9 protein-coding genes are annotated in these 13,167 nt (G+C 75.9%); 4 read left to right on the forward strand and 5 right to left on the reverse strand.

Annotation, left to right across the window (positions count from 1 at the left end; all coding sequences use genetic code 11):
* Positions 1-754, reverse strand: a 754-nt coding sequence (locus PYV61_RS11115) for a GAF domain-containing protein (protein WP_275831388.1), incomplete at its 3' end; no start/stop codon positions are given.
* A 181-nt stretch (positions 755-935) separates the two neighbouring features.
* Between PYV61_RS11115 and PYV61_RS11120 the strand changes: the two genes are divergently transcribed.
* On the forward strand, positions 936-2,663 hold the full coding sequence (locus PYV61_RS11120) for a M28 family metallopeptidase (RefSeq protein WP_275831390.1): 1,728 nt from the start codon (positions 936-938) through the stop codon (positions 2,661-2,663).
* A 114-nt stretch (positions 2,664-2,777) separates the two neighbouring features.
* Complete coding sequence (locus tag PYV61_RS11125) at positions 2,778-4,739, forward strand: Ig-like domain-containing protein (protein WP_275831392.1); 1,962 nt, start codon at positions 2,778-2,780, stop codon at positions 4,737-4,739.
* Between the two features lie 74 nt (positions 4,740-4,813).
* On the opposite strand, the gene PYV61_RS11130 is transcribed toward PYV61_RS11125, so the two are convergent.
* From PYV61_RS11130 to PYV61_RS11145, 4 genes are all read right to left on the reverse strand, one after another.
* Complete coding sequence (locus tag PYV61_RS11130) at positions 4,814-7,021, reverse strand: S9 family peptidase (RefSeq protein ID WP_275831394.1); 2,208 nt, start codon at positions 7,019-7,021, stop codon at positions 4,814-4,816.
* 20 nt (positions 7,022-7,041) lie between these two features.
* The gene (locus tag PYV61_RS11135) at positions 7,042-8,250 is read right to left on the reverse strand and encodes a carboxypeptidase regulatory-like domain-containing protein (protein WP_275831396.1); all 1,209 of its coding nucleotides are present in this window, start codon (positions 8,248-8,250) and stop codon (positions 7,042-7,044) included.
* A gap of 4 nt (positions 8,251-8,254) precedes the next feature.
* Positions 8,255-9,463, reverse strand: a complete 1,209-nt coding sequence (locus PYV61_RS11140) for a carboxypeptidase regulatory-like domain-containing protein (protein WP_275831398.1) — start codon at positions 9,461-9,463, stop codon at positions 8,255-8,257.
* 74 nt (positions 9,464-9,537) lie between these two features.
* Positions 9,538-11,184, reverse strand: coding sequence for an FAD-binding dehydrogenase (locus tag PYV61_RS11145; RefSeq protein ID WP_275831400.1), 1,647 nt, complete (start codon positions 11,182-11,184; stop codon positions 9,538-9,540).
* A 196-nt stretch (positions 11,185-11,380) separates the two neighbouring features.
* Between PYV61_RS11145 and PYV61_RS11150 the strand changes: the two genes are divergently transcribed.
* Positions 11,381-11,971, forward strand: coding sequence for a dihydrofolate reductase family protein (locus tag PYV61_RS11150; protein ID WP_275831402.1), 591 nt, complete (start codon positions 11,381-11,383; stop codon positions 11,969-11,971).
* A gap of 61 nt (positions 11,972-12,032) precedes the next feature.
* Positions 12,033-13,167: serine/threonine-protein kinase (locus PYV61_RS11155; protein WP_275831404.1), on the forward strand; the 1,135-nt coding region annotated here is incomplete at its 3' end.

Consider the following 13,167-nt stretch of genomic DNA (forward strand, 5'->3'; position numbering starts at 1 on the left):
CCTCCCAGCGCGCGTCGAGCGGCGTCAGCGCGCCGCCGGGCGCCCGCTCGAACACCGCGACGCGCGTCGCGCCGGTCACCTCGCCGAGGTGGGCGACCATGCGCCGCGCCGCCTCGCGCCCGCCGAGCCGGCGCGCCAGCTCGTCGGCGAGGCGCTGCAGCCGCTCGGTGCGCGCGACCGCCTGCGACGCCTCCTCCGACGCGGCGCGCCCGGCGGCGCGCAGCGCGATCTCCGTCGCCGCCACCGCCGCCAGGTCGTCGAGCAGCACCAGGTCCTCGGCGTTCCACCGGTGCGGCACGAAGTCGACGACGCACACGCTCCCCAGCACCTGCAGGTCGGGCGCGCGCAGCGGGACGCCGAGGTAGGCGCCGATGCCCGCCTCGCGGGTGGCGGGGATCTCGCGCACGCGCTCGTCGTGCGGCGCGTCCTCGACCACCATGGGCGCGTCGCCGGCGACCACGAGCTGGCAGTACGAGTGCGACAGCCCCACCGGCACGCGCCACGGCGCCGCCTCGCGCGGCGGCGCGACGTGCGCCGCGACCGGCACCTGCTGCGCGTCGGTGACGAGGTTCACCTGCGCCAGCGGCGCGCCGAGGCCGACCGCCGCCATGCGCGCCACGCGCTCCAGCGCCTCCACGCGCTCCCCGTCGAGCAGCCCCGTCGACCGCAGCGCGCGCAGGCGGGCCGGGTGGCGGAGCGACGCGAGCACCCGGCGGACCGCCTCCTCCTTCTCCTGGTCGCCGGTCGGCTGCATCGGTCTCCGCGCGGGTGGCACTGGTGGTACGGCGTGCTGTCGTGGAGGCACAACGTACCGACCGGATCGGTGACGCGACAGCCACGCCGGTGGCCAGTGTTGGCCGGGAGCGTGACGGCGCCGGTTGCGGCATCGGCGGTGCCACACGAGACTGCGACACCACTCCCGGACACCGGACCCGATGCCGACCTCCCTCCCCCGCGCCGCGCTGCTCGGCGCCCTCCTGACGGCGGCGCCGCTCGCCGCGCCCCTCGCCGCGCAGTCCCCGGCCGCCGCGCGCCCGGGGCTCGACAAGATCACCCCCGACGCGATCCTGGCGCGCACGCGCGTGCTGGCGAGCGACGCGTTCGAGGGGCGCGGCCCCGGCACGCGCGGCGAGGACAGCACGGTCGCGTACCTGACGCGCGAGTTCACGCGCCTCGGGCTCGCCCCCGGGAACCCCGACGGCACCTACGTGCAGGACGTGACGCTCGTCGGCTACACCGGGCGCGGCGGCGGGTCGTTCACCGCCGGCGGGCGCACGATCGCGCTCGAGCCGCTGAAGGACGTGGTGGCCGTCGCGCGCCACGCCGCCGCCGACAACGTCGTGCGCGAGAGCGAGGTGGTGTTCGTCGGCTACGGCGTCGTCGCCCCCGAGTACGGCTGGAACGACTACGCGGGCGTCGACGTGAAGGGGAAGACGGTGGTCATCCTGATCAACGACCCGCCGGTGCGCCGCGCCGGCGCCGCCGCGTCAGACACGAGCGAGCGCGCGCTCGACCCGAACGCCTTCCGCGGGCGCGCGATGACGTACTACGGGCGCTGGACGTACAAGTACGAGGAGGCGACGCGCCAGGGCGCGGCGGCCGCGATCATCGTCCACGAGACGGGCCCCGCCGGCTACCCGTGGGAGGTCGTGAGCGGGAGCTGGGGGCAGGAGAACTTCGACATCCGCTCCCCCGGCGGCGAGCCGCCGCGCGTGACGGTCGAGGCGTGGATCACCAACGCCAAGGCGCGCGAGCTGCTGTCCGCCGCGGGGCAGGACCTCGACGCGCTGCAGCGCGCCGCGCGCACGAAGGGGTTCCGCGCGGTGCCGCTCGCCAGCACGACGGCCGACCTGCGCGTGCAGAACACGGTGCGCGAGGTGCGCTCGCGCAACGTCGTGGCGCGGCTGGAGGGGAGCGACCCGGCGCTGAAGGCGCAGCACGTGGTGTACTCCGCGCACTGGGACCACTTCGGGCGCGACACGACGCGGCAGGGGGACCAGATCTTCAACGGCGCGCTCGACAACGCGAGCGGCACGGCGGCGCTGGTGAACGTCGCCGAGGCGTTCGTCGCGCTCCCGCAGCGGCCGAAGCGCTCGCTCCTCTTCCTCGCCGTGACGGCGGAGGAGCGCGGGCTGCTCGGCGCCAAGTACTACGCCGAGAACCCGCTGTACCCGCTGCACACGACGGTCGCCGACATCAACATGGACGGCGTGAACCAGTGGGGCCGCACGCGCGACCTCACCGTCGTGGGGCTCGGCAACTCGACGCTCGACGACGAGCTGCGCGCGGTGCTCGCGCCGTCGGGGCGCGTGCTGCGTCCGGACCCGGAGCCGGAGAAGGGGTTCTTCTACCGCTCCGACCACTTCGAGTTCGCGAAGAAGGGGGTCCCGGCGCTGTACGTCGACGCGGGGGTCGAGTACGTCGGCCAGGCGCCCGGCTACGGCATGAAGAAGCGCGACCAGTACGAGGCCGACGACTACCACAAGCCGAGCGACGAGGTGAAGCCCGACTGGGACCTGCGCGGCGCGGCGGAGGACCTGCGCGCGCTGTTCCTGGTCGGCTGGCGCGTCGCGAACGGCGGCACGTGGCCGGCGTGGAAGCCGGGGACGGAGTTCAAGGCGATCCGCGAGCAGTCGCTGCGGGTCACGAAGCAGGTGCGGTAGCCTTTCAACCGCCGGGAGAACGGATCGAACGGATGAAACGGATCCGTTCCATCCGTCTCATCCGTTCTCCCGGCAGTTCGCAGCACGAGGAAGCAGCAGATGAAGTGTCGATGGATGCTCGTTCTCGCCGTCGCCGCGTGCGGCGAGTCCGCGCCGCCCGAGCCGGTGGTCCCGACGGTGGCGACGGTCGGGGTGCGTGCGAGCGTCCCCGCCCCCGCGCCCGGCGACTCGGTGACGCTGATCGCCGAGCCGCGCGACGCCGGCGGGCGGCCGGTGCGCGGCGCGCCGGTCGTCTGGTCGTGGTCGGACTCCTCGACGTTCGTCGGCGCCGCCTCGGGCGACACGCTGCGCGGCCGCGTCGTGTTCACCGGGACCGTGCGCGTCGTCGCCCGCGCCGGCGCCGCCGACGGCGCGCTGGAGCTGACGGTGCGCTGGCCGGACCCGGCGGCGGTGCGGTTCGTCCTCCCGACCACCGACACGGTGGTCGTCGGCTCGCAGCGGCTGGTGGGCGCGGTGGCGGTCGACAGCGCGGGGCGCGCGCTCCCCGGCGTCACGCCGCAGGTCACGAGCACGGACCCGACCGTCGTCGAGGTGCGCGGGTCGAGCGCCGGGACGCGGCTCCACGCGCTGCGGCCGGGGCGCGCCGAAATCGTCGCCGCCGTCGGCGCGCTGCGGGCCGTGTGGGCGGTGCGCGTCGTGCCGCCGCCGCGCTACGTGTGGCCCGACACGTCGGTGCTGGTGCCGGGGCTCGCGCGCGCGCTGCGGCTGCAGGAGCGCCCCGACGACCAGCGCGCGACCGTGCTCGCCGCCGAGCGCTGGCTCAGCGACGCGCCGGGCGTGGCGACCGTGGCCGGCGACGGGACCGTCACCGCCGCGGCGCCCGGGCGCGCGACCGTCGCCGCGGTGCTCGGCGGCGACACGCTGCGCGCGACCGTGATCGTGAAGGCGCCCGCGGCCGGGCTGCGGTTCGTCGCGCTGGCGCAGGGCGCGCCGTGCGCCGTGTCCGCCGACGGCGGCGTCTGGTGCTGGGGGACCGACGAGTCGGGGCAGCTCGGCACCACCGAGCCCGTGGACCGCTGCGAGTCGTTCCAGCCGTTCAGCGGGGCCGGGCGCTTCTGGTACGAGCGCCGCGTGTCGCGTTGCAGCGCGCTCCCCGTCCGCGCGCAGAGCGCGTCGCGCTTCGTCGCGGCCACCGGCACCGGGTCGGGCGTGTGCGCGCTGACCGACGCGGGCGGCGTCGAGTGCTGGGGCGCGCTCCCGGCGGCGGCGCCCGCGTACGTCCGCAGGGTGCCGCTGCCGACGCCGATCGCCCCGGGGATCCGCGCGACCGCGATCGACCGCACCTGCCTGCTCGACGACCGGGGGGCGATCCACTGCTGGGGCTCGTACGTGGTCCCGATGTTCGGCGACACGACGCGCGCCGCCGACGCGCCGCGGCGCGTCCCGAGCCCGGTGGCGTTCGCCCGGTTCAGCGTCGGGGGCGCGCACCTGTGCGGCGTGACCGCGGCGGCCGAGACCTACTGCTGGGGCTCCAACTACGCCGGGCAGGTGGGCGTCGCCGCCTCGGTCCAGCGGCCGGGCTGCTTCACCGCCTGCGAGACCGCGCCCGTGCGCGTCGCGGGGATGCCCGCCGCCCGCGACGTGCGCGCCGACGCGCTCTCGGCGACGTGCGCGCTCGACCTGCAGGGCGCGGCGTGGTGCTGGGGGGAGCAGCGCGCGAACGGGCGGGACGCCGCGTCGCCGGAGCCCGCGCGCGTGCCGAACGCGCCGCCCTTCGCGTCGCTCCTGTCGTCGCCGGGGGGCACGCCGTGCGGGCTGACGGCCGGGGGCGAGGTGTGGTGCTGGGGCTCCGGGCACTACCGCCCCGACGGCTCGCGCGCCTCCGCGGGGGCACGGGCCGAGCGGATGGCGCCCGGCTTCCCCGTCCGCACCGCCGTCCTCGACGCGGCCCGCGGGTGCGCCATCGCGCTCGACGGGACCCTGGCCTGCTGGGGGCAGGGGCCGCTCGGCGACGGCGCTTGGCCGCTCGAGTCGGGGCCGTTCCGGATCGCGCGGGTGGCGGGGCAGGGGCCCTGAAACGACCTGCGACCTGCGACCTGCGCCCCGAAGGGCAACGGTCGCAGGTCGCAGGTCGCAGGCGCTTCAGCGGCTCAGGGCACCGCCGGCCGCCCCAGCGGATACTCCTTCGGCGGCTCGTTCCCCTGCAGGTTCTTCACGAAGTAGTCCCACCGGCGCCGCATCACGTACGCGCCGTCGGCGCCGTAGCCGTGGCGCGCGTGCGGGAGCATCAGCAGGTCGAAGTCCTTGCCCGCCTTCATGAGCGCGTCGACGACGAGCTGCGTGTTGTACGGCGGGACGTTGTCGTCCATCTCGCCGTGGATGAGGAAGAGCTTCCCCTGCAGCTTGCCGGCGTGCGTCTGGTTCGCCTCGTCGGCGTAGTTGTCGGTGTTCCCCTGCTTGGTCAGCAGCCCCTGGTAGCGCTCCCCCCAGTCGTCCTCGTAGTTCCGGTTGTCGTGGTTGCCGGACTCCGAGATGCCGACCTTGAAGAACTCGGGGTGGCGGAACATCGCCGCCGCGGTGGCGAAGCCGCCGCCCGAGTGCCCCCAGATCCCCGCCTTGTCGATGTCGATGAAGCGGTAGCGCTGCGCGAGCTCGCGCATGCCGGCCACCTGGTCGGGGAGCGTGTTGTCCCCCATGCGGCCGTAGTACGCGTCGTGGAACGCCTTCGAGCGGCCCGGCGTCCCCATCCCGTCGATCTCGACGACGACGAAGCCCAGCTCCGCCACCGCCTGGTTGTCGCCGCGCGCCGGCACGAACGCGCGCGTCCCCACGCTCCCCGACTGCGGCCCCGGGTAGATGTGGTTGATGATCGGGTACTTCCGCGTGCTGTCGAGGGTCGTGGGCGTGTACATCAGCCCGTAGATGTCCGTCTTGCCGTCGCGCGCCTTCATGCGGATCGGCGTCGGCGCCTTCCACCCCGCCTGCGCCAGGCGCGACACGTCGGCCTTCTCGAGCGTCGCCACCAGGCGCCCCGCCCCCGTCGCCTCGCGCAGCACCGTCGTCGGCGGCGTCGCGGGGGTCGAGTACGTGTCGACGAAGTGCCGCCCGTCGGGGGACATCGACACCGTGTGGTGCGCGTCCTCGGGCGTCAGCAGCGTCTGCCCCTTCCCGTCGAAGCCGATGCGGTACAGGTGCTGGAAGTACGGGTCGCGCGCCGCGTCCTTCCCCTGCCCCATGAACCAGACCTGCCGCGCCTTCTCGTCCACGCGCACGATCGACGCGACGTTGCCGTCGCCGGCCGTGATCCGGTTCTTGAGGCGCCCGCTGGCGAGGTCGTACAGGTAGAGGTGCACCCAGCCGTCGCGCTGCGACCACCAGAGCAGCTCGTTGCTCGCCGGCATCACCTTCCACAGCTCCTCGTCGAGCGAGGCGTCGCCGATCTGCGTGCGCGACGTCTCGTCGAACAGGGTGCGCACGTCGCCGGTGGCCGCGTCGGCCACGCGGACCCACGCCCGCTTGTGGTCGCGCGAGCTGGAGACGAACGCGAGCTTCGACCCGTCGGGGTACCACTGCACGTCGCAGATCGTCCCGCCGCTGCACGCGATGTGGTCCGACACCGTCGAGCGGTGCTGGTCGGGATCCATCTTGAGGCGGACCACCTTCGGCTCCCCCTCGACGTTCAGCACGACGCGCGAGATGCGGAAGATCACGCTGTCGCCCGGCAGCGGGTACTTCCACGACTCCAGCCGCGGCGCGCCGACGTTGGTGCTGACGAGGTGCATGTCGCGCACCCCGCGCCCGTCGTGCTGGAACGTCGCGATGCGCTTGCTGTCGGGCGACCAGGTGAGGATCGCGCGGTCGCTGTGCGTCCACCCGGCGTTGTCGGTCGCGTAGCCGAACTCCTTCACGCCGTCGGTCGTCAGCTGCGTCTCGGCGCCGCTGGCGACGTCGCGCACCCACACGTTGTGGTCGCGGATGAAGGCGGCCTTCCGCCCGTCGGGCGAGCGCGTCTCGGGGGCGGCCCCGCGGCGCGGCGCGCGGGCCGGCGGGGCGGGCGCGGGGGGCGTCGCGCCCGCGCACCGCGCGGCGTCGGCGGCGCAGTCCACCTTGGCCCCGGTGCGCGGGTCGACCAGGACCAGCCCCGGCGCGGCGGCGTTCGCGGCGCGCACGCGGTAGGTCAGGCGCCCGTCGGGGAGCCACGTGGGCTGCGACACGACGCCGCTCACCAGCGGCGTCACGCGCTGCGCCAGGAAGCGCTCGGCGCGCGCGTAGTCGTCGGCCGTGAGGGCGCGCGGCGCCTGCGCGAACGCGGCCCCCGCCGGCGCGGCGAGGAGCAGGAGGGTCGGGCGGAGATGCATGGGGCGGGAGGGAGGGAACGCTACGGCGCCCCGGGCGGGGCCTTCGCGAGCAGCAACGTGATCGGCAGCGTGTCGGCCGGCGAGATGGCCACCGGGACCTCGCGCGAACGATAGCCGGCGCGCTCGACCCGCACCGTCCCCCCGCCGTCGGGGAGGACCGCCAGGACGGCCGTGCCGGTGACCGACGTCAGCGTCCGGAGCCCGGTCGTGACGGCGACGACGGCCGCCCCGTCCACCGGGGCGCCCGTCGCCTCGTCGTATACCCCGAGGACCCGCATCCGGTACGCGGGGAGGCGGTCCACCGGCTCGGCGCCGGCGGGAGCCGAGGCGGCGGGAGCCGGCGCGGCGAGCAGCGGCAGGTTCGTGAGCCCCTCCGCCGAGTCCGCGGCGGCGACGGTCTCGGCGGCCACGTACGACCCGACCCCCGGCCGGAACCCGACGCCCGGCTTGAGCACCACGAAGATCGCGCTCTCGCTGCTGGCGCGCGCCATCGTCGCGTCCCGGCAGTCGGTGCCGTGCATCTCGGCCACGTGCTCGGGGCGGATGCTGCGCAGCATCGTCTGCACGTCCAGCGGGATCGCGCGGCGCCCCTGCGGCGCCAGGCGCGGCGTGGCCCGCTGCGCGCGGCGCCCCATGCGCACGTCGGGCACCAGCGACGGGTCCACCGCCACCATGCGCTGCCGCTTCCCGTTCACCCACACGTGGCGCACCGACCCGCACGCCGCGTACGCGCCGCCGACCCCGTAGATCATGTCGGGACGCAGCCCGGTCACCACGTCGAGCGCGTCCACCACCGGGCGCCGGCTCGCCGCGATCGCCTCGGCGTCGATGCTCATGCGGCGCCGGCGGATGCTCTCGCGCTCGGTCACGGTGACCGCCGCCAGCGCCTGCGCCACCGGGAACAGCGTCACGCGCACCGACAGCGTGTCGCCCCCCGCCCACGTCACGAAGCGGTCGGCGCGCAGGTGGCCGATCCTGCGCACCACGAGCTGCAGCGGGCCGGGGGGCGCGGTCGCGGCGAGCGTGCGCCACCCCGCGGCGTCGGTGGCGCCGGCCGCCAGCACCTCGCTCACCCCGCGCACCAGCTGCACCCCCGCGTCGGCCACCGGCGCCCCGGTCGAGTCGACGACGCGCACGCGCACCACGCCCGACACGGCCGGCGCCTGCGCGCGCGCGGCGGCCGGGAGCGCCAGCGCGGCGGCGAGCAGCGGGAGCGCGCGGCGTGTCATGCGCTCAGCGCTTCGGCACGCGCGCCAGCAGCGTCGTCACCGGGACGGTGTCGGCCGGCGCGATGACCACCGCGACCTCGCGCGCCACGTACCCCTCGCGCTCCAGCCGCACGGTGCCGCCCCCCTCGGGGAGGAGCGCCAGCGTCGCGGTCCCGGTCGGGCTGGTGACGGTGCGGGCGCCCGACTTCACGTCGACGACGTGCACCCCGCCCAGCGGCGCCCCGCTCTCCTCGTCGAACACGCCGAGCAGGCGCAGGCGGTAGGTCGGCAGCCGCTCGGCGGCGACCATCGGCAGGGCGAGCGTCCCCGTCTCCGCCGGGACCTCGGCGGCCGTCGACTCGGCCGGCGCGCGCGTCGCGAACACGCGGTGATGCGGCGCGTTCGGCCCGATCACGACCGAGCCGATCCCCTCGCGGTAGTCGATCCCCGGCTTGAGCGTCACGAACACCGCCTGCCGGCTGCGGTCGGTCTGGTCCTCGAGCGCGGGGTCGTTGCAGTCGGTGGCCTGCATCGACGCGATGTGCTCGGGGCGGATGCTGTTCAGGATGCTCTGCAGGTCGAGCGACAGCATCTCGACGCTGGGACGCCGGAGCCGGGACGCGACCCGCCGCGCGTACGCCATCTGTCCCTGCCGGAACGTGAGGACCGGGTCCGGCGGGACGAGGCGCACGTTGCGCCCGTTCACCCACACGTGCGCCAGCCCGCCGCAGCTCGCCCCGTCGCCGGTGAGCCCGGTGAGCATCACCGGCCGCAGCGCGGCGACGACGTCGAGCGCGCTGGTGATCGGCAGCGCGCTGGCGGCGATCTCGTCGGCGTCGATGAACAGCAGCCGGCGTCGGATGGTCTGCCGGTCGGTCACGCGGACCGCGTCGAGCGACGCCGCGCTCGGCGTGAGCGCGACCGCGACCGGAAGCGTGTCGGCCGCCAGCCGGAGCAGGAACTGGTCGGCGCGCTGGAAGCCGATGCGCCGCACGACCAGCTGCACCTCGTCGCCGCCGACCGGCGCGGTGAGGAGCCGCACGCCGTCCGCGCCGGTGGTGCCGACGGCGACGGTGTCCTTCACGCCGCGGATCAGCGAGACGGTCGCCTCGGGGACCGGCGCGCCGGTCGGGTCGGTGACGCGCACGCGCACGGCACCGGTGGCCTGCGCGTGGAGGAGGGCGGGCGCCGCCGCGAGCGCGGCGCCGAGGGAGGCGAGACGGAGGGACCGCATGCCCCGAAGGTACGGCCGGGATCCGGAGGCCGCAGCAGGGGCGATGTCAGACGGCCGTCGTCAGGCGGCCGCCGTCAGACCGCGGCCGCCGCCGAGCGCCCCGCCGCCCGCCCCGAGAAGAGGCACCCGCCGAGGAAGGTCCCCTCGAGGGCGCGGTAGCCGTGTACGCCGCCCCCGCCGAACCCCGCCGCCTCGCCGGCCGCCCACAGCCCGGGGATCGGGCGCCCGTCGGCCGCCAGGGCGCGCCCCTCCAGGTCGGTCTCCAGCCCGCCGAGCGTCTTGCGCGTGACGATCGAGAGGCGGACCGCGATGAGCGGCCCCGCCGCCGGGTCCAGCAGGCGGTGCGGCCGCGCGACGCGGATCAGCCGGTCGCCGCGGTACGTGCGCGCGCGGGCGATGGCGTGCCACTGCGCGTCCTTGCCGAACGGGTTGTCCAGCTCGCGGTCGCGCGCCACGACCTCCGCCTCCAGCGTCGCGCGGTCGACGAGCGGCGCGCCGGCGAGCGCGTTCATCCCGTCGACCAGCGCGGCGAGCGTGCGCGCGTGCACGAAGTCGGAGCCGCGCTCCTGGAACGCCGCGACGGGCGCGGGCGCGCCGGGGAGGACGCGCTTCAGCACGAGGCGCACGTTGCGCCCGGTGAGGTCGGGGTTCTGCTCGGAGCCCGAGAGGGTGAACTCCTTCTCGATGATGCGCTGCGTGAGCACGAACCAGGTGTGGTCGTGCCCCGTGCCGCGGATGTGCGCGAGCGTGCCGAGCGTGTCGAAGCCGGGGAAGAGCGGCGCGGGGAGGCGGCGCCCCGTCGCGTCGACCCACAGCGACGACGGGCCGGGGAGGATGCGGATGCCGTGCTGCGGCCACACGGGATCCCAGTTGTGCAGCCCCTCGGTGTAGTGCCACATGCGGTCGCGGTTGACGACCCGCGCGCCCGCGTCCTCGGCGATCGCCAGCATGCGCCCGTCGACGTGCGCGGGGACGCCGGACAGCATGCGGTCGGGCGGCGCGCCGAGCCGCGCCGGCCAGTGGGCGCGCACGAGGTCGTGGTTCCCGCCGATCCCGCCGCTGGCGACGACCACCGCGCCGGCGCGCAGCGCGAACTCGCCCACGACCTCTCGCGTGCTGCTCTCGCCGCGCGCGACGCCGCTCGGCGCCAGCACAGCGCCGCGCACGCCGTCGACGACGCCGTTCGTGGTGGTCAGCGCGTCGACGCGGTGGCGGAAGCGGAACGACAGGCGCCCCGCCGCCTCGTGCGCGCGCGCCCGCCGCACGAACGGCTCGAGCACGCCGGGCCCCGTCCCCCACGTGACGTGGAAGCGCGGCACCGAGTTCCCCGGCCCGCTGGCGACGTAGCCGCCGCGCTCCGCCCACCCGACGACGGGGAAGAAGCGAATCCCCATCGCGCGCAGCCACGCGCGCTTCTCGCCGGCCGCCCAGTCGACGTACGCCTCGGCCCACTTTCGCGGCCAGTGGTCCTCCGCCCGGTCGAAGCCGGCGGTGGCCATCCAGTCCTGCAGCGCGAGGTCGCGCGAGTCGCGCACCCCCATGCGGCGCTGCTCGGGGGAGTCGACGAGGAAGAGCCCCCCGAACGACCAGAACGCCTGCCCGCCGAGCGAGGCCTCGGGCTCCTGGTCGAGCACGAGGACGCGTCGGCCGGCGTCGGCGAGCTCGCAGGCGGCGGCGAGGCCGGCGAGGCCGGCGCCCACGATGATCGCGTCGGAGTCCATGGTGTGGCGAAGGTAGCCCTGGTGAGGCGTGCTCAGGTAGGGCGTGGTCAGGTGAGGCGTGGTCAGGTGAGGCGTGTGGCTGGCCTGTCCGGAGCGACGCCGTAGAATCAGCTCACGCAGTATCGGACCACGCCGTATCAGAGAACGCCTCATCTGAGAACGCCGTATCAGAGAACGCCCTTTCTGGAGGTTCTCCATGCGTACCGTCACCTACGGCGCCGCCTGCTCCCTCGACGGCTTCATCGCCGGGCCGGACGGCGCGATCGACTGGCTGCAGTTCACTCCCGACGTGCAGCGGCTGATGGGCGACTACTGGAAGACGGTGGACGCGGTGGTGATGGGGCGGAAGACGTGGGAGGTGGCGGCGGCGGGGCAGCCGGCGGACGCGCCGGCGACGCCGGGGGTGACGACGTACGTCTGCTCGCGCACGCTGCCCGACCTCGACCGCCCCGGGGTGGAGCTGGTGCGCGGCGACGCGGCGGCGTTCGTGCGCGACCTCCGGCTGCGCCCGGGCCGCGGCATCTGCCTGATGGGGGGCGGCGAGCTGGCGACGTCGCTGCTCGCCGCCGGCGTGGTGGACGAGGTGGGGATGAACGTGCACCCCGTGGTGCTGGGGCGCGGGATCCCGTTCCTGCGCGACCCCGGGCGGCGCGTCGACCTGGAGCTGGCGTCGTGCGAGCGGATCGCGGGGGGGTGTCTGTACGTGATCTACCGCGTGACGGCGGGAGTCGCGACCGCGGGAGTCACGACCGCGGGAGTCGACACGGCGGGAGTCGTGACCCCGTAGTGCTCCCGCGGGCACGACTCCCGTAGTTTCCATTCCCGCCGTCACGACTCCCGCCGTCCGCATGACTCCGGAATTCCTCGCCCTCCAGGACGCCGTCGCCAACCGCTACGCCCTCGAGCGGGAGCTCGGCCGCGGCGGCATGGGGGTCGTGTTCCTGGCGCGCGACGTCGCGCTCGACCGGCCGGTGGCGATCAAGCTGCTGCCGCCGGCGCTGGCGGCGTCGGACGGGGCGCGCGCGCGGTTCCTGCGCGAGGCGCGCGCGGCGGCGCGGCTGTCGCACCCGCACATCGTCCCGGTGCACGCGGTCGAGGCGCACGACGCGCTGGCGTTCTTCGTCATGGCCTACGTCGACGGCGAGACGCTCGGCGCGCGCGTGCGGCGCGCGGGGCCGCTGCCGGCGGCCGAGGCGATGCGCGTCACGCAGGAGGTGGCGTGGGCGCTCGGGCACGCGCACGCCAACGGCGTCGTGCACCGCGACGTGAAGCCCGACAACGTCCTGCTGGAGCGCGACACCGGGCGCGCGCTGGTCGCCGACTTCGGGATCGCGCAGCTCACCCTCGCCGACGCCGCGCAGACGCCGGCCACGGGGCACCCCGTCGGCACGCCGCAGTACATGAGCCCCGAGCAGGGCGCGGGCGCGCGCGCCGACGCGCGCAGCGACCTGTACGCGCTCGGCGCCACCATGTTCTGGGCGGCGAGCGGGCGGCTGCCGTTCGAGGGGCGCACGGCGGCGGCGCTGCTGGCGCAGCTCGCGGCGACGCCGGCGCCGACGCTGCTGGGCGTGCGCCCGTCGCTCCCGCCGCGCTTCGCGGCCGCGGTCGACCGCTGCCTCGCCAAGGACCCCGACGCGCGCTTCCCGAGCGCCGAGGCGCTGGCGGCCGCCGTCGGCGACGCGCGCGGGTCGGCGCCCGCGACGCCGCTCCCCGTGAAGGACTTCCTGCGCGACGCCGGCGCGGCGGGCGGCGAGATCGGCACCGCGGTCACCGCCGCCGCGTCGTCGCTCGGCGTGCTCGGCGCGACCATGGCGCTCGACGCGTCGATCTTCGCGTGGGTCGCGGTGGCGGCGTACGCGTCGACCGCCGCGCTGGCGGGGGCGCTGGCCGGGATCCGCGGCGGGAAGGTCGTGGCCGACGCGCGCGCGCTGCTGCGGCGCGGCCACGCGGACGCCGCCGTCCGCGCCGCGCGCGCCGCGCACA

It is taken from the genome of Roseisolibacter sp. H3M3-2 (assembly GCF_029211165.1).
Classification (GTDB): Bacteria; Gemmatimonadota; Gemmatimonadetes; order Gemmatimonadales; family Gemmatimonadaceae; genus Roseisolibacter.

What these genes read in the sequence shown, in the direction of transcription:
- PYV61_RS11150 (WP_275831402.1), top strand. Translation starts at nt 11,381, where the DNA reads ATGCGTACCGTCACCTACGGCGCCGCCTGCTCCCTCGACGGCTTCATC.
- PYV61_RS11125 (WP_275831392.1), top strand. Translation starts at nt 2,778, where the DNA reads ATGCTCGTTCTCGCCGTCGCCGCGTGCGGCGAGTCCGCGCCGCCCGAG.
- PYV61_RS11135 (WP_275831396.1), bottom strand. Translation starts at nt 8,250, where the DNA reads ATGACACGCCGCGCGCTCCCGCTGCTCGCCGCCGCGCTGGCGCTCCCG.
- PYV61_RS11140 (WP_275831398.1), bottom strand. Translation starts at nt 9,463, where the DNA reads ATGCGGTCCCTCCGTCTCGCCTCCCTCGGCGCCGCGCTCGCGGCGGCG.
- PYV61_RS11145 (WP_275831400.1), bottom strand. Translation starts at nt 11,184, where the DNA reads ATGGACTCCGACGCGATCATCGTGGGCGCCGGCCTCGCCGGCCTCGCC.
- PYV61_RS11130 (WP_275831394.1), bottom strand. Translation starts at nt 7,021, where the DNA reads ATGCATCTCCGCCCGACCCTCCTGCTCCTCGCCGCGCCGGCGGGGGCC.
- PYV61_RS11120 (WP_275831390.1), top strand. Translation starts at nt 936, where the DNA reads ATGCCGACCTCCCTCCCCCGCGCCGCGCTGCTCGGCGCCCTCCTGACG.